Genomic DNA, 19,165 nt, shown 5'->3' with positions numbered 1-19,165 from the left:
CCCTCCCCTTTTCCTCAGCCGTAGATCTCGCCTATCAGGATCTGCGGCTGCACATTGGTGAAGTTGGGGATATCGGCCATGACCGGCCCTGCGGCTTTCATGGCGGCGCCCATAGCCTCTTGATCTGCAGAGGTAATTGTCGCAATCGCGTGAAACGGCGCCGGGGTGTCCGGACCGCCTGCCAGCCCTTTGGAAGCCTTTGCAGCGGAGATATGTGCGCCCATGTGTTCGCCGACCAACCCCATGTGGGTGGTGGCGTAATAGGCGTGGTCAAAGGTGGTGCCGTCGCCCACCGGATACAGCACTTGTAAGGTTACAGCCATGATGTCCTCCCCAACTCTGGCGGTGTGAAAATCAGCCTAGCAGACAAAAAACCGGGCGCAAAATCGGGCTGTTAACCTGCTGCACCGCAGCGGGGCGCGCCCAAAAATTACGTCGGTATTACGTCGGTATCCCGACTGTTTTTCAACGGTGCGTTTTTTGACGTTCACGTCACCCGGAGATTCGCCGCAAATATGAAGGCCGCGCCCGCGCAACGGCGCTGTTGCGCAACAGGCTTAATTTGACGGCGTGGCGTTTGCCCTCAGAAAGTCGTCCAGTTCGACGTAGAGCTGTTTGCGCTCGTCTTCGCTAAGAAAGCTTCCGATCTCCACGATACGGCCATTGCCTGTGAGGGTCACGTAGTTGGGGACAGGGCCGCCAAAAGCATGCAGCTCGGCACGGGTCCAGTAGATGTTGCACTCCCACTCTTTGGCGGCGCCGCGCGCGGGGGAGTGGCGCAGATGCAGGATGTCGTCGGCCAAAGTGAGCTCTTCGAGGATCTCGCCGTCTTTGTAAGAGCGCTCCAGCCCCCACCAGAGGCCGCCGACCATCACCAGAATGAACGGCAGAATGCCCCAAAGCGCCACAGACCCCAAAAGGCCGTAGAGCGGGATGGTGCCCATGGTGAAGGCAAAGAGAATCATCGCGGCAAAGCCCCGGCGTGGCAGAGAGCGGTGCGGCCAGAGGGTCAGGACGGGCTGGTCTGGGTTGGTTTGGAGTGTCCAGCGGTGGGGCATCAGGTCAGCCTTGCGTCAGGCAGGGGCCAGCCCCTCTTGCGCGCGGGCGCGCAATTCACCCTGGGATATTTGGGGAAGGAGAATGGGGCGCGTTGGTTTTTGTGGGTCATGTCGCGTCTTTGCCGCGGGCTAAAAGAACGTAGCGGCCTAGTACAGTGGGGTCATTGGGAGTGTAGGTGATCTCGGCAAAGCCGGCGGTTTGCAGGATGTCGAGGTATTCGGCGGGAGACAGGCTGCCGTGATAGACAGGCTCTCCCGCCACGGTGCCAGTGACCTCACCTTCGTCATCGCCCACGGTCAGCAGAAGGTGGCCGCCGGGTCTGAGGTGGTTTAGAATCAGTGGCAGGGTTGTCCGTTGTTCTGCGGGGCTGAGGTGAAAGAAGGCGTCCCAGCTGAGGATGGCGTCAAAGGTCTGGCCTAAATCAAGGTGGCGCATGTCAGCGACCTGGAATGTGGCGTCTGGAACATTGGCCTGCGCACGGGCAATCATGGCGGCGCTGGCGTCGACGCCGACAACCTCATGCCCAAGCCCAACCAGATGGCTGCTCAGCGGCCGACCTGCGCCGCAACCGAGGTCAAGGATATTGGAGGGGACTGTCAGGCCCTCGAGCCAGCGGGAGAGCCAGTCTTTTTCCCGCAAAGACGTATCGCGACCCTCGTCCCAGACGGCGGCGTTGCGCTCGTAGACGCCAGCCATCCCGGCCTTGATCGTTTCCAAATCCGTGTCTGACATCCGCAAGGGCCCTCGCCTCATAAGAAAAGGCCCCGGAGCATCGCTGCGCCGGGGCCTCTTTGATCTTCTACCTGAGAGGCCTCACCTTAGTGAGAGTGGCCTTTGTCCCAGTCTTCCTGCTTTGGCAGGATCTCGAAGGTGTGCTCTGGGGGTGGGCTTGGCAGGGTCCATTCCAGAGTGTCGGCGTACTCGTTCCAGTAGTTGTTCTCGGTCACTTTCGCGCCGCGGAACATCGAGTAGATGATCACACCGAAGAAGAACAGGAAGGATGCGAAGGAAATGAACGCGCCGTAGGAGCTGATCTTGTTCCAATATGCAAAGGCTTCCGGATAGTCGATGTAACGACGTGGCATGCCCTGACGCCCCAAGAAGTGCTGTGGGAAGAAGGTCAGGTTCGCGCCGATGAAGAACAGCCAGAAGTGCAGCTTGCCCGCCCACTCAGGGTAGTGACGACCGGTCATCTTGCCGAAGTAGAAGTAGATACCGGCGAAGATGGCGAATACCGCACCCAGCGACATAACATAGTGGAAGTGCGCAACCACGTAGTAGGTGTCGTGGTAGTAGCGGTCCACAGAGGCTTGCGACAGAACGATGCCGGTCACGCCGCCCATGGTGAAGAGGAAGAGGAAGCCGAAGGCCCAGAGCATCGGGGTTTTGAACTCGATGGAGCCGCCCCACATGGTGGCGATCCAGCTAAAGATTTTTACCCCGGTTGGCACCGCGATGACCATGGTGGCCAGCATAAAGTAGGACTGCTGAGTAAGGCTCATACCCACGGTGTACATGTGGTGCGCCCACACAACGAAGCCCAGAGCACCAATCGCGATGATCGCCCAGACCATTGGCAGGTAGCCAAAGACCGGCTTGCGCGCGAAGGTCGCAATCACGTGAGAGATGATGCCGAAGCCTGGCAGGATCACGATGTACACTTCCGGGTGGCCGAAGAACCACAGGATGTGCTGATACAGGATCGGGTCGCCGCCGCCAGCTGGATCAAAGAAGGTGGTGCCGAAGTTACGGTCGGTCAGCAGCATGGTGATGGCGCCGGCCAGAACGGGCAGAGCCAGGAGGATCAGCCACGCGGTCACAAAGATGGACCAGGCAAACAGAGGCACTTTGAACAGGGTCATGCCAGGGGCACGCATGTTCAGGAAGGTGGTGATGATGTTGATTGCACCCAGGATCGAAGAGGCACCGGAGACGTGCACCGCAAAGATCGCGAGGTCCATCGACATGCCGTCCTCAATGGTGGAGAGCGGTGGGTACAGGACCCAGCCGACACCAGAGCCAAGCTGTTGGCTGCCATCTGCCATTGCCGGACCACCGCCTGGTGCAAACATTGAGGCGACACCCAGCAGGGTACCGGCCACGTAGAGCCAGAAGGACAGGTTGTTCATACGTGGGAACGCCATATCCGGCGCACCGATCTGCAGCGGCATGAAGTAGTTGCCGAAGCCGCCGAACAGCGCAGGGATCACCACGAAGAACATCATCAGGACGCCGTGGTAGGTGATCAGAACGTTCCAAAGGTGGCCGTTTGGCGTACAGGGGCCATCACCGCCGCCAAAGAAGCGTGCGCCTTCCAGACACATGTATTGCACACCCGGGTCCATCAGCTCCATGCGCATCAGCACGGTGAAGAATACGGAGATCAGACCGGCCAGTGCCGATACGATCAGATAAAGGATGCCAATGTCCTTGTGGTTGGTCGACATGAACCAGCGAGTGAAAAATCCGCGCTCGTCATGATGGTCGTGGCCTTGAATGGCTGCGTCTGCCATGCGTTGCCTCCTGTTGAATTGTATCTGGGCGTGCGGAATCCCGCCGACGCCTGGTTCCCGGTCGTTTTAGGGTGCTGAGCGCGTGGTCGCAATCTCCGTAATTGACCTAGATCAAAAAAAATTGTCGCAGGCAGGCGAGGAAAATGCGCAAGGTACGGCGATTTGTTCCAATTTTGTTCTGTTTTCACGCTACGGTGGTGAGAACCACTTGGGAATCAGCACATGCGTAGAGATCAGAAATACACCGCTTTTTTGGACCTGCATCAGGGAAACAAGGCTTTTGTGATGCCAAATCCTTGGGATGCGGGAAGTGCGCGGGTGTTGGCGGCCGAAGGTTTCGCGGCATTGGCGACCACCAGTGCAGGGGCTGCCGTGACCCAAGGCCTCCGCGACGGGGCAGCAAGCATGACGCGGGCGGCGATTCTCTCCAACGCGGCGGAGATTGTGGCGGCCACAGACCTGCCGGTGTCCGCCGATCTGGAGGACGGTTTTGGCCTGGCCCCGGAAACCTGCGCCAAGACCATAGTCATGGCGGCGGAGGTTGGGCTGGTTGGCGGCTCGATTGAAGATGCCACCGGCGGTGAGGACGCGGGCGTGATGGATATGGGACTGGCGGTGGAGCGCATTGCCGCCGCGGCGGAGGCGGCAAAGGCCCATCAGTTTGTGCTGACAGCACGGGCGGAGAACTATTTGCACGGACGGCCTGACTTAAAAGACACAATTGCACGGCTGCAGGCGTTTGAGGCGGCGGGGGCCGATGTGCTTTATGCGCCGGGCCTGCCGGACCTGGACGCAATCCGGACTGTGTGCGCCGAGGTGAGCAAACCGGTGAATGTGGTGATGGGGCTGCGGGCGCCATTTTATACGGTGCAGGAATTGTCAGAGGTTGGTGTGGCGCGGATCAGCGTGGGCGGGTCCCTGGCCCGGTTGGCGTATGGCGCGGTGCAGCAGGCGATGCGCGCGGTGTTGCAGGACGGGGCCTTTGCCTATGCCGACAAGGCGATGCCGGGGGCGGAGTTGATGGGGCTCATGCGGGCACAGCCAACACCGCGCGTGTAAAAGAAACGCCCGCATTGGGGGTGCGGGCGTTTCAGGGGCTTCCAAAGGGTGCAGTGCAGGAACACACACCGGGTTGTCACCCTTCGAAAATCAGCGGCGACTTATCTTGGGCGACGTTTTTGAAAGCTGGGGTCCGGCGTGCCCTTGTGGCAGCGCGGGATCACAGGAAAACTGTCGGTGAGAAAATAGGCGTAGGTGCCTTGCGGGTAATCTGCGGTTTTCACAAATGCGCCGTTGCATTCATCCAACGTCCCTGCCCCGGCGACATATCTGTAGTCTTGGACAAAGGTGCCATCGTTACGGCCGGTGGGGCCGTTGCCGGTGCGGTTGCCGGATTTAAGACGATAGGAACTGGTCATTTGCGTGACGCGGCCATTCACTGTGGCGGTGATGGCGTAGATCGGGAAGCCGTCCGCCGCAAAACCGATCAGCGGCGATTCCGCCTGGCGCGACCAACCAAGTTGCTGCATCAGCCCAACCGGCAAGCCGTGATAGTGATACGCCCCGGTGGGCTGCACATGAGCGTAGTTGGCATCCAAGCCGAGCGGCACCGCGCCACCGAGCGCTTCATACTGCCAGCCGGAGCGCGGGTTGCCGCGCCAGAACTCGGCCGCGCCGGGATCAAATGGCACGCCGTTGACGCCTACACCGAAGATACTCATGCGGCTTTGCGTGCTGAGCACGGTCTTCTGCGGTGTGAGCGGCATAGTAAAGGTATAGGACTGAGCCTTGATGCGATTGGGGTTGCCGCTGTTGGGGAACCGGCCCACCTTATGGGCGGGGATGCCATTGGCGGTAATCACCCGCTTGGAGCCCTTTTGGGAGATGCTCACCTTGTTGCGGCCTGCGGTCTTGGTGGCCTTCACCAGACTAAGCGGTTCGGACTCGGTGGCGGTGTGTTGCCGCATTGGCGGACGCCCCTGGGCATCGCTGCTTGCCGCGGCGCCCATAACAATAGCCACGGCCAGAACGCCGAGCTTCACGTTTTCCAACAAAGTCATGTGGTTCCCTCCAGAAATCCCCTACGGCATGACAGTCACAGGCCCCTGCCCGTCCGCGCCAAAATCCAACAGCATGGTGAAAATGCCGGGCACCGCATCGTCAAACCGCAGGGTCAGCTTTTGCTCCTCCAGCCCGCCGGCAGGCACGGTGAAGGGCAGCTTTTGTCCTGAGAGTTTGGCGACGTCGACCGAGATGCCTTCCAGCGTCATGGGCTCGGTGCCAGCGTTGTAGAATGTCAGCACCAGATCCAGACGACGCCTGCGGCGGCGGGTCACGGTGGATGTGACCGTCAGGTGGCTCATGCCATGTCCGGCGTGCGCCAAAGCCCCGGCCGGGGCCAACAAAAGCATGGCCAGAAAGCTGCGGCGGCTGAGTGTCTGTGTGGTGTCTGTCATGGAAGCTACTACGTGCCTTATTGAGGGTTCCGTCGGTGAAAAATCAAAAATCACATTTTTTTCGGCAAGGCGACATTTTCCACTTGCAGCCCGCCGAGACTCTTTATATTTCACGCCTCACCCAAGGAAGCGGGCGTAGCTCAGGGGTAGAGCATAACCTTGCCAAGGTTAGGGTCGGGCGTTCGAATCGCCTCGCCCGCTCCAATATCTCCCACGCGGAGAGAGTGATGAAGGCGCGGATTTATCCGCGCCTTTTCGCGTTTCTGGACCACTTTTCAGGTACTTAAAAACTTTCTGCGGATTGTGTGAATTTCTTTCGAATTGGGGGTTGCGGTCCCCCGTGGGGAGCGCTAAATCACGGCCATCCAAACGGTGCGGGCGTAGCTCAGGGGTAGAGCATAACCTTGCCAAGGTTAGGGTCGGGCGTTCGAATCGCCTCGCCCGCTCCATTTGGATCTAACGCAAAAAGGCGCCAGGGTTTCCCGGCGCCTTTTGTTTTTTCCGCATGATTTGAATGACTTAAGGTGACGGACGCAAAGGTGCGCCCGCCGGTGTATTCGCTCAGAGGCTTTCCGCGAGCCGCGTGGCCAAAGCATTCTGCCGCTGAATCACCGAAGCCAAGTTGATGCTGGTCATATGGCCATCGCGCACGATCTGCCGGCCTTCGACAAAAAGATCGCGCACGGTGGTTGGACCTGCCAGAAGAATCGCCGCCTGATCCCAGCTGCCCGCGCTGTGCACGCCGGTGACATCCCAAATCGCAATGTCGGCGCGCTTACCGACAGCGATCTGGCCGCAATCATGACGGCCCAGCACCTCTGCCCCGCCTCGCGTGGCAATTTCCAGCGCTTCGCGGGGGGACATGGCGTCCGCGCCCAGAGCGACTCGCTGCAACAACATCGCCTGGCGGGCTTCGGCCACCAGATTGCCCGCGTCGTTGGAGGCAGAGCCGTCTACACCAAGGCCCACAGGCACTTTGGCGTCGCGCATGGCGCGCACGGGCGCGATGCCACTGCCCAGGCGGCAGTTGGAACAAGGGCAATGGGCGACGCCGGTTTTGGTGCGGGCAAAAAGCGCGATTTCGCTTTCATCCAGCTTCACGCAATGGGCGTGCCAAACGTCCTCGCCTACCCAGCCAAGCTCTTCAGCGTATTGGCCAGGGCGGCAGCCGAAGTTTTCCAGCGAGTAGGCAATGTCTTCGTCGTTTTCCGCCAAATGGGTGTGCAGCATCACACCTTTGTCGCGCGCCAAGATGGCCGCGTCGCGCATCAACTCGCGAGACACGGAAAACGGCGAACAAGGGGCCACGCCGACGCGCACCATGCTGCCGTCGCGGGCGTCGTGGTGGGTGTCGATTAGACGAATGGCGTCTTTGAGGATGGCGTCTTCTTTTTCGACCAGCGAATCCGGGGGCAGGCCGCCGTCGCTTTCGCCAATGCTCATGGCGCCACGGGTGGGATGGAAACGCATCCCAACCTCCTTGGCAGCCTCGATGGTGTCATCCAGGCGCGATCCATTTGGATAGAGATAGAGGTGATCCGAGGTCAGGGTGCAGCCAGAGAGCGCCAGTTCGGCAAGGCCAATCTGGGCTGAGATGTTCATCTCTTCTGACCCAAAACGTGACCAGATCGGATAAAGCCGTTGCAGCCAGCCAAACAGCAGGGCGTCCTGTCCGCCTGGCACAGCCCGGGTCAAGGTTTGGTAAAGGTGGTGATGCGTGTTCACCAAGCCAGGCGTGACCACGCAGCCGTCAGCAAAAACGGTCTCGCCATCGGTTGTGAGGTTCTCGCCAATCTCGGCAATCACACCATCCTTGATGCGGATGTCATGCGTCGCCAGTTCGCGGCGATCGTCATCCATGGTCAGAACAGTCTGAGCGGATTTGATCAGGGTTTCAGCGGCTTGAGCCATATGCGCATTCCTTGGGCCTAAAGTCGGGCCCGATTCGGTAGCGATATGAGGCACAGCGACAGAATGCGGGCAAAGGACTCGCTGTGCCCGCCCATCATAGCGAAGCGGCGGGGCCGCAATCAAGGGTGGTGCGTTTTACGCCTGCTGCAAGAGCGCCAAAGCCTGTGCGTGCAGCTCTTTGTTGGCCGCAGCCACAACCTGTCCACCGTTATGCGCGGGGCCGCCCTGCCAATTGGTGACAATGCCGCCAGCCGCCTCGATCACCGCGATGGGCGCCTGAATGTCATAGGCGTTAAGACCCGCTTCGATCACCAGATCGATCTGACCTGCGGCCAAAAGGGCATAGGCGTAGCAATCCATGCCGTATCGGGTGAGCTTGGTTTGAGATGCGACTCGCTCAAAGACTGCGCGCTCCGCCTCAGTGCCAACTTCGGGGAAGGTTGTGAAGATCACCGCCTCCGCCAGAGTGGCTGTGTCGCGGGTTTTGAGCAGCATAGTGCCCTGCGGTCCGTGGGCTTCAGCGACGCCAAAGCCACCTTTGAAGCGCTCGCCAATATAGGGTTGATCCACGACGCCGTAGATCGGGCCAGTGTCATCCGACAGCGCGATCAATACACCCCAGGTTGGCGTGCCAGAGATAAACGCGCGGGTACCATCGATGGGGTCCAAGACCCAGGTCAGGCCGCTGCTGCCCTCAGATTTGCCAAACTCTTCGCCAAAAATGCCGTCCTTAGGGCGGCGCTCTGCCAATACTGCGCGCATTGCTTCCTCCGCGGCGCGATCTGCCACCGTCACAGGGTCAAACCCCTCAGACAGTTTATTGTCTGCGGTGAGCGCCGTGCTGCGAAAGTGGGGAAGAATGGCCGCGCGGGCCGCATCAGCCATGGCGTCCGCCACAGCGATAAGGTCGTTCTGTTCTGGTGTCATCGGTCACAGTCTCCGCTCTGGCGTTCGCGCCATGGCTAGACCAGAGCGGGAATGGACTCAAGCGACGTCAGACAAGACGCGGGCCAATTCAAACAGGCGCCGGCGCTGGTTTTCCGGAATGGCATAGTAGCTGCGGATCAGATCCAGCGCTTCTTTGTCGGCCATGATGTCGGCAGGCACGCTGCCGGAGCTTGCGCCATCGCTGTCGCTTTCGAGACCTTCAAAGAAGAAGCTGACCGGCACGTCCAGAGCGTCGGAAATGTCCCAAAGCCGAGAGGCGCTGACACGGTTGGCACCGGTTTCATACTTTTGAATCTGTTGAAACTTGATCCCGACTTGCTCGGCCAGTTGTTGCTGCGTCATCCCCGTCAGCCACCGGCGTTGGCGGATTTTCTTGCCAACATGCACGTCCACTGGATGTGTCATCACACGTCTCCTTCCGAATTAAATATCGGGCCGCAGCCAAGGACCAAGCAGTCCACCAGCAGCGTCACCAATTCGTTTAGTGAAGTTATCGCGCATCCCTTTCGCGATAATTCACCATAGCAGTTTTCGCCTTATAATCAAGGGAAAGAATGTGTCCTAACCCTTCTGGATAGTGTGGCTCATTCAATCGGAGATTGTCATGTTAAGCACTTCCCGCGCCATCAAATGTTCAGCCAGAGGGTGACGTCGTGTCGCAATCCTCTGTTTTCAAGGGATCAGCTTTGACTTGATCGCGGACGCTTGTGTATTCGAACCTGAGATCAGGAGATTAAGATGCGCGCCTTTCAAGTAACATCCCATGACACCGCCCCTACCCTTGTAGATATTGCCACACCCGAACCTGGCCCCGGGGAGATCCGGGTGAAGATCAAAGCCTGCGCACTGAATTTTGGCGATTTGCTGATGATCAAGGGCACCTATCAGGCCACACCGCCGGTGCCATTTACGCTGGGCATGGAAGTGGCGGGCGTGGTGGATGCGCTGGGACCGGACACCGATGGGCCTGCAGTTGGCTCGGATGTGCTGGTGTTTGGCGGCAGCGGTGGCTTGGCCGAGTTTGGCGTGTATCCCGCAGAAAGCGCCGTGCCAATGCCCAAGGGCATGAGCTTTGAAGATGCGGCGGCCTTCCCTGTGGCCTACGGCACCAGCCATGTGGCGCTGGACCATCGCGCCAAATTGCAGCCCGGCGAAAACCTCCTTGTGCTGGGTGCCGCAGGCGGTGTGGGCCTCACGGCGGTGGAGCTGGGCAAGATCATGGGGGCCAATGTGATTGCCTGCGCCCGTGGTGCGAACAAGCTGGAAGTGGCCAAGGCGGCGGGCGCGGATCACTTGATTGACGCGACGGACGCGGACATTCGCACCGAAGTGAAAGCCCTTGGCGGGGCCGATGTCGTCTATGACCCTGTGGGCGGCGATCAGTTCAAAGCGGCCTTCCGCGCCTGCAACCCGGAGGCGCGGCTTTTGCCCTTGGGCTTTGCCAGCGGAGAGGTGCCGCAAATTCCAGCCAACCACCTGCTGGTGAAAAACCTGACGGTGATTGGCCTCTATTGGGGCGGGTACTTGTCATTCAAGCCAGAGGTGTTGACCGGCAGCATGCGCACGCTGTTTGGCTGGTACGGCGAAGGCAAGCTAAAGCCGCATGTCAGCAATGTCCTGCCGCTGGAACAGGCGGCAGAGGCCTATGAGCTCCTGCGCAGCCGCAAATCCACCGGCAAGGTTGTTGTGACGGTTGAGTAAAGCCTAGCCAACCACGCCAAGGCGGGGCGGGCTTTCCAGCGGCGTGTGCATCGGCTGGAAGCTTTTGCGGATCAACTCGGCCAGATGGGCGACCATGTCGCCCTTGGCCTGCTCTGCGCCATACATATTGATGTGCTGCTCACCAAGGTCGGGCAAGGCGCCGCCGTGATCGATCACCTCAAGATGACGGGGTTCTGTGCCTTGAATCATCGCCCCAACCCCCAGATCGGCGGCAATAGTGGCCTCTACGGTGCGGTCGGATTCCGTTTCAACCGAGCTGTCCCATTCGATGCCAGCTTTGTCCAAGAGACCAATCGCAGTGGGCCGGAACAGGCATTGGCGACCAGAGGCGAAGGGAATCGGCCGGCGGCGCCAGCTTGCTCCACCCGGTGCGCCTATCCAAACCAATGGCAAGGTGCAGAGGCCTTCCGAGTTTTCCGGCGTGTTGCGCTCGGTCGTGAGGATCAAGTCGATTTCGCCCTTTTCGAATTGCTGCTTCAGCTCAACCGTAAAAGACGAACACAGATTGACTTTCACCCTTGGAAATGCGGCCGCAAATTGCTGCATCACGCGGGGAATGGTCGGGTAGACGATGTCATGCGGCACACCAAGTGTCACCGCGCCTTCAAACTCATCGTGGCTCAGGCGGCGCATGATTTCGTCGTTGAGGGTGACCATGCGACGGGCATAGCCCAGCATCTGCTCGCCAGCAGGGGTCAGCGCGATGCCGCGCCCGGAGCGGTCGAGCAGGTCCACGCCAATGAGTTCCTCAAGCCGTTTGAGCTGCATAGACACAGCCGACTGGGTGAGATGCAGAAAGCCTGCGGCCTTGGTTACGCCGCCCATATCGGCGACGGCAACAAAGCTTCGCAGCGTGGTTACATCAAGATTGCGCATGGCTGTCCCTCAATTGATTTAGGTTTCTGATCTATCATCACGATCTGTGATGAAGCTCGTCATAAACATTCGCTTTCAAAATACACATAGACCGCCACATACATCAAGTAATTTGATGCAGACCCGAAGATCAATCGCAAACAAGGAAAGGAGCGACCCCATGGCCTTCATCACCACTTCCTCCGCCCCTCGTGGTTCCAAACTGTCCTTTGCCGGCGTTGTAAAAGCCTTTGCCGTATCCCGTCAGCGCCGCCAACTGGCACAACTCGACGCCGCTGCGCTGCAAGACATGGGCCTGAGCAAGGCGGATGTAGAGTTTGAATTGAAACGCTCCGTCTGGGATGTGCCGGCGCATTGGCGCGGCTGAACAAACGTTAACATTGATGCGGATTTTCGCCGCTTTGGGCGGCGGAAATCCTTGAATTCACGCCCTCCCTCACCGATATTCCCTATTGAAACCCTCTGAACGTCTGGTTCTGGGGGCAATAAAGTTAACTCGGAGGCTTTGATGGCTGAATTTGACACGATCCGCGGCACGGCATCTGCCAGCGCGGCTCAGATTGACGAGGGCCTGCGCGCCCACATGAACAAGGTCTATGGCAACATGTCCGTGGGCATGTTGATCACCTTTGCCGCCGCTTGGGCCCTGTCCGGTCTGGCTGTTGATCCATCGTCCCCAACTGGTCTGTCCACTTTGGGGGAGACCTTGTACCTCTCCAACTTTAAATGGGTTGTGATGTTTGCTCCGCTGGCGATGGTCTTTGGCTTTGGCATGGCGATCAACCGCCTGTCCGCCGCTGGCGCTCAGCTGTTCTTCTACACCTTTGCGGCGCTGATGGGCGCATCGATCAGCTCTATTTTCCTGGTGTTCACCGGTGAGTCGATCATCCAGACCTTCCTGATCACCGCGATCGCCTTTGCGGGCCTGTCGCTCTATGGCTACACCACCAAGAAGAACCTGTCCGGCATGGGCACCTTCCTGATGATGGGTCTGATCGGCCTGATCGTGGCATCGATTGTGAACATCTTCCTCGCGTCGTCCGCAATGGCCTTTGCGATCTCCGCAATTGGTGTTCTGATCTTTGCCGGTCTGACCGCGTATGACACCCAGAAGATCAAGAACGACTACATTCAGCACGCCCACATGGGTGACGGCGAGTGGCTGGCGAAATCCGCGATCATGGGCGCTTTGACCCTGTATCTGGACTTCATCAACCTGTTCATGTTCCTGCTGCAGTTCCTCGGCAACCGCGAGTGATCCTTGCAGGATAGCAAACGAGAAGGCCGGTCACTGTGACCGGCCTTTTTTGTGTCCGCTTATAACTTCAATGGAAGGCTATCACACAATGCCAAAGTAAGCTTTGGCAGCGCCCGAACCGCCCCCACGGGGCGGGCGCTTCGCTTCCCGCCCCTCGGTTCGTGCGCGGGCAATCCTTTAGGCATACTCCGGCGCGCAGAGGCTGCGGCGCATTTGGATGGCGGGGAAGTGCACACCTGGAGCCAATGTGAGCTCGACTTCAGTGGTTTCCTCAAAGCCCATAGAGGCGTAGAAATCACGTGCAGTGATCGAGCTCATGCAGCTCATCTCCCTCATCCCGTGGGCTTCCGCAGAGGCCAGAGACACGTCGATCAACGACCGTGCCACGCCACGACGCAGCCAATCCGACCGCGTCGCCACGTGCCGCACATGACCGAGGTGAGTCCCTGTGATGCCATGTGAAGGGCTAAGATCAGTCCAGCCCCCGGCCCCAATGATGTCATCGGTTTCCACACATTCCGCAACAAAATAGGTGCCGCATGACAGCAACGCTGGCTGCGCTTTGGTAAACAGCGGGAGCGCTACATCCAGCACAGCCTCCTCATAATCTTCAGGCAACAGGTCCGGAAAGGACCGTGCATAGAGATCAGACAATGCAGCTGCATCATCGGGCTTGGCGGGGCGGATAAAAAATGGATGGGGCATTTGGGAACCCTCCTGAAGAAAACTTATTGTTTTTTTTCAGGCGCGGTTTCCCAGAAAAGCAAAAAGCCGCGCCTTGGTTTGGCGCGGCTTTTGCATGTGTCTCAGAAAGTGATCTTACTTGATCTTGCCTTCTTTGTACTCGACATGCTTGCGCACCACCGGGTCGTATTTGCGGACGACCATCTTTTCGGTCATGGTACGTGCGTTTTTCTTGGTCACGTAGAAATGGCCCGTGCCCGCGGTCGAGTTCAGACGGATCTTGATTGTCGTCGGCTTCGCCATTGTGCTTCTCCTGCGCCGGGGCACAGATACCCCGTGTAAATCTCTTGAAGCCCGCCTTTTAATGATGGCTGGGGCCGAGTCAATGGGGTTGGCGCGGGATTCCTCAAGAAAAGTGCAATCCTTTGAAAATATCCCCACCTCACCGCTTTGCAGCGCGGAAACGAAGGAGTAATTTTGTCCGGATACAAAGTGCATGGGCTCTTTGAAAGGGAAAACACTTGGCTTGGTTCTGGATCGCGACAACGATTCCCGTGGTGCTGTTGGCGCTTGGCGGGCTGTTGGGTGGTCTGTGGTCGGTGGCGGCGCTGGCCTATATGAGCGGGCTGATCCATGTGATGGACCGGCTGGTGCAGGGCGCAGCGGCGAAAACCGGTGAGGATGGCGAGTGTCCCAGCGGTATGCGGCTGTCGCTGGTGTTGGGTCTGGTGCATTTCCCATTGATGATATTGGCCGTGATGGCTTTGGCGGGGGCTACAGGGATCAGCCTTGGCGCCAAAATCTGCTGTTTTCTGGCGTTTGGACTGTTCTTTGGACAGGTCAGCAATGCCAACGCCCATGAGTTGATCCACAAATCGGCAAGGTTTCCACGCAAGCTGGGCATGTGGGTCTACATCTCCCTGCTGTTTGGGCACCACACCTCCGCCCATCCCAAAGTGCATCACATCTGGGTGGCGACCGACAAAGACCCCAACAGCCCCCAAGATAGCGAGCACTTCTATCATTTCTGGCCACGGGCCTGGATTGGCTCATTTGTGGCCGGATGGCAGGCAGAGAATGCGATGCGCGCGCGGGCTGGAAGCCGCAAGTCGCTGCTGCATCCCTATGTGATCTATGTCGGCGGCGCGGTGCTTTGCATTGCCGTGGCGGCAAGGTTGGCCGGGGTGGGCGGTGTGTTGGCCTATGTGGCGCTGGCGAGTTACGGCAGCATGCAGCTTCTGCTGTCAGACTATGTGCAGCACTACGGGTTGCATCGCCAGGTTCGCGAAAACGGCAAGCCGGAACCGGTGGGGCCACAGCACAGCTGGAACGCGCCGCAGCTTTATACCTCCGCGCTGATGCTCAATGCGCCGCGTCATTCGGACCATCATATGGTGCCCACGCGGGACTACCCGGCCTTGAAACTGGACAAGTCGACCATGCCCACCCTGCCGCAGTCATTGCCGTTGATGGCCATTCTGGCGCTTTGGCCACGGCAATGGCGGCGGGTGATGGACCCGCGCGTTGAAAAGTTAAGGGCGGCAAAACTGCGCGCATCACAGCAATGAGACTGGATTGACACCCGCGCCTAGGGCAGCGTGGCACCATGAAGTATGTGAGCATTGTTTTGGCGCTGTTAAGCAGCGCGGCGGCGGCGCAGGACGCCATGTCGGCAGCGGAATTTGAAGCCTATGTGTCTGGCAAGACCTTGTTTTACGAGGCGGACGGGCGGCGCTATGGCGTGGAAGAGTATTTGTCAGACCGGCGGGTGCGGTGGGCGTTTCTGGATGGCAGCGGCCAGTGCAAGGACGGCTATTGGTACGAGGACGCCGGGCAGATCTGTTTTGTCTATGAGGACACACCCGGCCCGCAATGCTGGAGTTTTTATGAAGACGGGCGGGGCTTGAGCGCCAAATTCGAAAACGAGCCGGACGGGCGGCTGCTGTATGAGATTGAGGACAGCTCCGAAGAGATGCTCTGTCTTGGGCCAGATGTTGGCGTTTAAGCCACTGCGTTAGAACAGGCTGCCCTGCTCTGGTGGCGGCGTTTTCTTCGCTTTGGGTTTTGGCGCGAGCTTGGGCTTTTCCGGTGCTGGCTGCGGCGGTACAGAGGGGGCAGCTGCGCCCCCTGCCCCTACGGACAGGCGGCCATCGGCAAATTCAATTTCCAAAGCGCTGGCGGCGCTGGCCTCGACAGATGTTTTCACCAACTGGCCGTCTCCGCGCACCACGGCGTAGCCGCGTTGCAACGTCGCGGTGTAACTCAGCGTTTCCCGCATGCGGTCCAATGAGGCCAGCCGGTCTTTGAGCGTTTGCACCTGACGGGTGCCTGCATCGGACAGACGACGCGACAGGTCGCTGACTTTGTCTTTTTGGCGGGAGATGTCGCGGGACAGCGCATCCACAGACAAGCGGTCGCCGTAGCGGCCCAACTGCTGCCGTCGAATTTCGATCATGCGCAGCAGGGTTTTGTCGCTTAATCCGCCAGATTTCTCCGCCAGAGTCACGCGGCGCGTCTGGATACCGGATTGCAACGCGCGGGGCAGTGCATCGGCGGCGGTGTCCAAGCGCTGTCGCGGGGTTTGCAGCAACGTGTCGGCACGCGGCAAGGCGCGGGCGAGATCACGCAGGCGTTGGTCGCGTTGGCGTAGGCCTTGCTCCAGCCCTCGAGTGAGGCGCGCGCCCTGTTCTTCGACCCAGGCCAACATGTCGAGCCGCACCGGTACGGCTAATTCCGCAGCAGCCGTTGGGGTTGGCGCGCGTTTGTCAGAGACAAAGTCGATCAGCGTTGTATCCGTCTCGTGACCCACTGCAGAGATCAGCGGGATGTCAGAGGCAGCCGCGGCGCGGGCCACCACTTCTTCGTTGAAGCCCCAGAGGTCTTCGATGCTGCCACCGCCTCGGGCGACAATGATCAGATCTGGGCGCGGCATGGCACCACCGGGGGTGAGTTTGTTGAAACCTTCAATGGCGTTGGCCACTTGTGGCGCACATTGCTCACCTTGCACGGCGACAGGCCAGATCAGCACTTTGCGCGGGAAGCGATCCCGCAGCCGGTGCAGAATATCGCGGATCACGGCCCCGCTGGGCGAGGTCACAACACCGATGATTTCCGGCAGGTATGGCAACGGCTTTTTGCGTTCTTGGGCAAACAGCCCTTCGGCCTGCAACATGGCTTTGCGTTTTTCCAGCATCGCCATCAGCGCGCCGACGCCTGCCGGCTTCAGGTCTTCGATCACCAGTTGGTATTTGGATTGGCCTGGGAAGGTCGTCAGCCGCCCGGTGGCGACCACTTCCATGCCTTCTTCCGGACGGGTGGAAACCCGCGCCGCAACACCTTTCCACATTACGCCGGCAATCACCGAGCGGTCATCTTTTAGGTCCAGATAGACGTGGCCCGAGCGCGGAAAAGACACCCGGCCAATCTCGCCTTTGATGCGCACATGGGAGAACTCGCCCTCGATCATGCGTTTGATCGCACCGGAGAGTTCGGTGACGCTGAATTCCGGGGCGTTTTCGCCCTCTCTTGGGTCGTCGATCAGATCGGACATGGGTGCGCTGCTCAGTTCCCTTGTTTCCTGTGCCAAGCCACCTTAGAACGCCGCAAAGCGGAGGCCAAGCGGAAGGCGGCAACATGAACATTCTTATTCTCGGCAGCGGTGGACGTGAGCACGCACTGGCATGGGCAGTGATGCAGAACCCGAAATGCGACAAGCTTATTGTGGCACCGGGCAATGCGGGCATCGCGCAGATCGCGGAATGCGCCAGCTTTGACATCGAGGATGGCGGCGAGGTTGTGACCTTTGTGGCAGCCAATGCGATTGATTTTGTGATTGTTGGCCCGGAAGCGCCTTTGGCAGCAGGCGTAGCGGATCGTTTGCGCGAGGCGGGTGTGCTGGTGTTTGGCCCAAGCCAAGCGGCGGCGAAGCTGGAAGCCTCCAAGAGCTTCACCAAAGAGATTTGTGACGCAGCCAATGCGCCGACCGCAGGCTACGGACACTTCACCGATGCCGAAGCCGCCAAAGCCTACATCCGCGAGCAAGGCGCGCCGATTGTGGTGAAGGCCGATGGACTTGCGGCAGGCAAAGGCGTGATTGTTGCGATGGACCTGCAAACCGCGCTGGATGCGGTGGACGACATGTTTGGCGGGGCTTTTGGTGGCGCAGGCGCCGAAGTGGTGGTCGAAGAATTCATGGAGGGCGAAGAGGCCTCTTTCTTCATCCTCTGTGACGGCAAGACCGCCCTGCCCGTCGGCACGGCGCAGGATCACAAACGTGTGGGCGAAGGCGACACAGGGCTGAACACCGGTGGCATGGGCGCCTATTCCCCAGCGCCGGTGCTGTCTGATGAGATTGCCCAGAAGGCGCTGGATGAGATTGTGCAGCCGACCATTGACGAGATGGCGAAGCGCGGCACCCCTTATCAGGGTGTGCTTTATGTGGGTCTGATGATCAAAGACGGCCAGCCGCGTCTGGTGGAATACAACGTGCGTTTTGGCGATCCGGAGTGTCAGGTGCTGATGATGCGTCTGGGCGCGCAGGCGATGGATCTGATGCATGCGGCGGCCGAAGAGCGGCTGCATGAGGCGCAGGTGAACTGGGCCGATGATCATGCAATCACCGTGGTGATGGCGGCCAATGGCTATCCCGGGTCTTATGAGAAAGGCTCGGTGATTGGCGGGCTGGATGCCATCGCGGCCGACAGCAAGAACATGGTGTTTCACGCAGGCACCACCGAAAAAAACGGGAAAATCACCGCGTCCGGTGGGCGTGTGCTGAACGTGACCGCGCGGGGCGCAAGCCTGCAGGAAGCGCGCGATCGGGCTTATGCCATGGTCGATGCGATTGACTGGCCCGGCGGGTTCTTCCGCCGCGACATCGGCTGGCGCGCGCTTTAAGGTACTCCCCAGATAGAATGGCGCTGCACCTCCAGGGGGCAGCGCCTTTTTTTTGTAAGCGCTAGCAATTGCAGTGCAACATGCGGCTTGGCTTGCCGCGCGAGACCCGCTAAAAGCCTCTGCAAGTAAGCGCGCCACCTAGAGCCCAGACAGGCACCAGGACAGCATTCAGCCCACTGAATCCCCTGTCTATGGAGTTGGCTCTGCATGGAAGCCTTAAACAAAATCTGTGGCTTCGCGGCCCCTATGCCGCTGATCAATATCGACACCGATATGATCCTGCCCAAGCAATACCTCAAAACCATCAACCGCTCTGGTCTTGGCAAACATCTGTTTGAGGAAATCCGCTTTCGCCCTGACGGCAGTGAGATTGCGGATTTTATTCTCAACAAACCCGCTTATCGCGACGCCAAAATCCTAATCGCTGGTGACAACTTTGGCTGTGGATCCAGTCGGGAACATGCGCCTTGGGCGCTCAATGACTTTGGCATCCGCTGCATGATCTCCACCAGCTTTGCCGACATCTTTTTCAACAATTGTTTCAAGAACGGCATGTTGCCAATCACCCTGCCGCAGGCCGAGGTCGATGTCTTGATGCAAGACGCGGAACGCGGTGCAAACGCGCGCATGACCGTGGATCTCGACGCTCAAACCATCACCGCCTCAGACGGCACAGAGTTTGCCTTTGATGTAGATCCGACCCGGCGACACAACCTGCTGAACGGGTTGGATGAAATTGGCCTGACGCTCGAAAAAATCGAGCAGATCGAAGCCTATGAAGCCGCTGCAGAAACGCGGTTTCCCTGGCTGCATACCCCCCTTCCAACCAACACAAGGTAGAC

The 19,165-nt window shown here is 59.3% G+C and carries 21 protein-coding genes and 2 tRNA genes; 10 read left to right on the top strand and 13 right to left on the bottom strand.

All coding sequences use genetic code 11. The features are described from left to right. Nucleotides 1–14: 14 nt before the first annotated feature. The 4 genes from MK208_RS01580 to ctaD all read right to left on the bottom strand — a co-directional run bounded on the left by MK208_RS01580 (nucleotide 15) and on the right by ctaD (nucleotide 3,572). On the bottom strand, nucleotides 15–323 hold the full coding sequence (locus MK208_RS01580) for an EthD family reductase (protein ID WP_294113212.1): 309 nt from the start codon (nucleotides 321–323) through the stop codon (nucleotides 15–17). Nucleotides 324–557: 234 nt separating this feature from the next. Beyond that, the gene (locus MK208_RS01575; protein ID WP_294113210.1) at nucleotides 558–1,058 is read right to left on the bottom strand and encodes a DUF2244 domain-containing protein; all 501 of its coding nucleotides are present in this window, start codon (nucleotides 1,056–1,058) and stop codon (nucleotides 558–560) included. Between the two features lie 106 nt (nucleotides 1,059–1,164). Beyond that, nucleotides 1,165–1,791, bottom strand: a complete 627-nt coding sequence (locus MK208_RS01570; RefSeq protein WP_294113207.1) for a class I SAM-dependent methyltransferase — start codon at nucleotides 1,789–1,791, stop codon at nucleotides 1,165–1,167. Between the two features lie 86 nt (nucleotides 1,792–1,877). Beyond that, nucleotides 1,878–3,572 (bottom strand): cytochrome c oxidase subunit I, encoded by a 1,695-nt coding sequence (gene ctaD, locus MK208_RS01565; RefSeq protein ID WP_294113206.1) that lies wholly within the window; start codon nucleotides 3,570–3,572, stop codon nucleotides 1,878–1,880. Between the two features lie 222 nt (nucleotides 3,573–3,794). On the opposite strand from ctaD, the gene MK208_RS01560 reads away from it, so the two are divergent. Further along, nucleotides 3,795–4,631 carry an isocitrate lyase/phosphoenolpyruvate mutase family protein gene (locus MK208_RS01560; RefSeq protein WP_294113205.1) on the top strand — a complete coding sequence of 279 codons (837 nt, stop codon included), beginning with the start codon at nucleotides 3,795–3,797 and terminating at the stop codon, nucleotides 4,629–4,631. Nucleotides 4,632–4,732: 101 nt separating this feature from the next. Here MK208_RS01560 and MK208_RS01555 read toward each other — a convergent pair whose 3' ends face one another. Both MK208_RS01555 and MK208_RS01550 read right to left on the bottom strand, forming a co-directional pair. After that, nucleotides 4,733–5,632, bottom strand: a complete 900-nt coding sequence (locus MK208_RS01555; RefSeq protein WP_294113203.1) for a YHYH protein — start codon at nucleotides 5,630–5,632, stop codon at nucleotides 4,733–4,735. Between the two features lie 21 nt (nucleotides 5,633–5,653). Further along, nucleotides 5,654–6,028 carry a hypothetical protein gene (locus MK208_RS01550; RefSeq protein ID WP_294113202.1) on the bottom strand — a complete coding sequence of 125 codons (375 nt, stop codon included), beginning with the start codon at nucleotides 6,026–6,028 and terminating at the stop codon, nucleotides 5,654–5,656. Between the two features lie 129 nt (nucleotides 6,029–6,157). Between MK208_RS01550 and MK208_RS01545 the strand changes: the two genes are divergently transcribed. Then, nucleotides 6,158–6,232 (top strand) — tRNA-Gly (locus MK208_RS01545). Nucleotides 6,233–6,402: 170 nt separating this feature from the next. After that, a tRNA-Gly gene (locus tag MK208_RS01540) sits at nucleotides 6,403–6,477 on the top strand. Between the two features lie 112 nt (nucleotides 6,478–6,589). Here the strand turns inward: MK208_RS01540 and MK208_RS01535 are convergent. From MK208_RS01535 to MK208_RS01525, 3 genes are all read right to left on the bottom strand, one after another. Then, a complete protein-coding gene (locus tag MK208_RS01535) occupies nucleotides 6,590–7,939 on the bottom strand; it encodes an 8-oxoguanine deaminase (protein ID WP_294113200.1) in 1,350 nt (449 codons plus the stop codon). A gap of 135 nt (nucleotides 7,940–8,074) precedes the next feature. Then, nucleotides 8,075–8,866, bottom strand: coding sequence for a histidinol-phosphatase (gene hisN, locus MK208_RS01530; RefSeq protein ID WP_294113198.1), 792 nt, complete (start codon nucleotides 8,864–8,866; stop codon nucleotides 8,075–8,077). Nucleotides 8,867–8,923: 57 nt separating this feature from the next. Beyond that, nucleotides 8,924–9,292 carry a helix-turn-helix transcriptional regulator gene (locus tag MK208_RS01525; RefSeq protein ID WP_168591397.1) on the bottom strand — a complete coding sequence of 123 codons (369 nt, stop codon included), beginning with the start codon at nucleotides 9,290–9,292 and terminating at the stop codon, nucleotides 8,924–8,926. A 333-nt stretch (nucleotides 9,293–9,625) separates the two neighbouring features. Here MK208_RS01525 and MK208_RS01520 point away from each other — a divergent pair, with 333 nt between their 5' ends. Next, the gene (locus MK208_RS01520) at nucleotides 9,626–10,588 is read left to right on the top strand and encodes an NADPH:quinone oxidoreductase family protein (protein ID WP_294113196.1); all 963 of its coding nucleotides are present in this window, start codon (nucleotides 9,626–9,628) and stop codon (nucleotides 10,586–10,588) included. A 3-nt stretch (nucleotides 10,589–10,591) separates the two neighbouring features. Here MK208_RS01520 and MK208_RS01515 read toward each other — a convergent pair whose 3' ends face one another. Beyond that, entirely contained in the window at nucleotides 10,592–11,485 is an 894-nt protein-coding gene (locus MK208_RS01515; protein ID WP_294113194.1) for a LysR family transcriptional regulator, read from the bottom strand. Nucleotides 11,486–11,645: 160 nt separating this feature from the next. Between MK208_RS01515 and MK208_RS01510 the strand changes: the two genes are divergently transcribed. Further along, nucleotides 11,646–11,852, top strand: coding sequence for a DUF1127 domain-containing protein (locus MK208_RS01510; RefSeq protein WP_294113192.1), 207 nt, complete (start codon nucleotides 11,646–11,648; stop codon nucleotides 11,850–11,852). A gap of 141 nt (nucleotides 11,853–11,993) precedes the next feature. Continuing rightward, entirely contained in the window at nucleotides 11,994–12,743 is a 750-nt protein-coding gene (locus tag MK208_RS01505; protein ID WP_294113189.1) for a Bax inhibitor-1/YccA family protein, read from the top strand. Between the two features lie 177 nt (nucleotides 12,744–12,920). Here the strand turns inward: MK208_RS01505 and MK208_RS01500 are convergent, their stop codons facing one another. Next, the gene (locus MK208_RS01500) at nucleotides 12,921–13,448 is read right to left on the bottom strand and encodes a GNAT family N-acetyltransferase (protein ID WP_294113187.1); all 528 of its coding nucleotides are present in this window, start codon (nucleotides 13,446–13,448) and stop codon (nucleotides 12,921–12,923) included. A 114-nt stretch (nucleotides 13,449–13,562) separates the two neighbouring features. Next, a complete protein-coding gene (rpmG, locus tag MK208_RS01495; RefSeq protein WP_007814563.1) occupies nucleotides 13,563–13,730 on the bottom strand; it encodes a 50S ribosomal protein L33 in 168 nt (55 codons plus the stop codon). Between the two features lie 218 nt (nucleotides 13,731–13,948). On the opposite strand from rpmG, the gene MK208_RS01490 reads away from it, so the two are divergent. Further along, complete coding sequence (locus MK208_RS01490) at nucleotides 13,949–14,995, top strand: alkane 1-monooxygenase (RefSeq protein WP_294113184.1); 1,047 nt, start codon at nucleotides 13,949–13,951, stop codon at nucleotides 14,993–14,995. A gap of 38 nt (nucleotides 14,996–15,033) precedes the next feature. Beyond that, nucleotides 15,034–15,432 (top strand): hypothetical protein, encoded by a 399-nt coding sequence (locus MK208_RS01485; RefSeq protein ID WP_294113181.1) that lies wholly within the window; start codon nucleotides 15,034–15,036, stop codon nucleotides 15,430–15,432. Between the two features lie 9 nt (nucleotides 15,433–15,441). Here the strand turns inward: MK208_RS01485 and xseA are convergent, their stop codons facing one another. Next, nucleotides 15,442–16,977, bottom strand: coding sequence for an exodeoxyribonuclease VII large subunit (xseA, locus tag MK208_RS01480; protein WP_294113180.1), 1,536 nt, complete (start codon nucleotides 16,975–16,977; stop codon nucleotides 15,442–15,444). A gap of 83 nt (nucleotides 16,978–17,060) precedes the next feature. Between xseA and purD the strand changes: the two genes are divergently transcribed. Then, entirely contained in the window at nucleotides 17,061–18,323 is a 1,263-nt protein-coding gene (gene purD, locus MK208_RS01475; RefSeq protein WP_294113178.1) for a phosphoribosylamine--glycine ligase, read from the top strand. A 207-nt stretch (nucleotides 18,324–18,530) separates the two neighbouring features. After that, complete coding sequence (gene leuD / locus MK208_RS01470) at nucleotides 18,531–19,163, top strand: 3-isopropylmalate dehydratase small subunit (RefSeq protein ID WP_294113177.1); 633 nt, start codon at nucleotides 18,531–18,533, stop codon at nucleotides 19,161–19,163. Nucleotides 19,164–19,165: the final 2 nt, after the last annotated feature.

The sequence above is a fragment of the Shimia sp. genome (assembly GCF_022448905.1).
Lineage (GTDB): Bacteria > Pseudomonadota > Alphaproteobacteria > Rhodobacterales > Rhodobacteraceae > Shimia.
The sequence above is the reverse complement of the archived record's forward strand: the minus strand, read 5'-3'. Positions and strand labels throughout refer to the sequence as shown.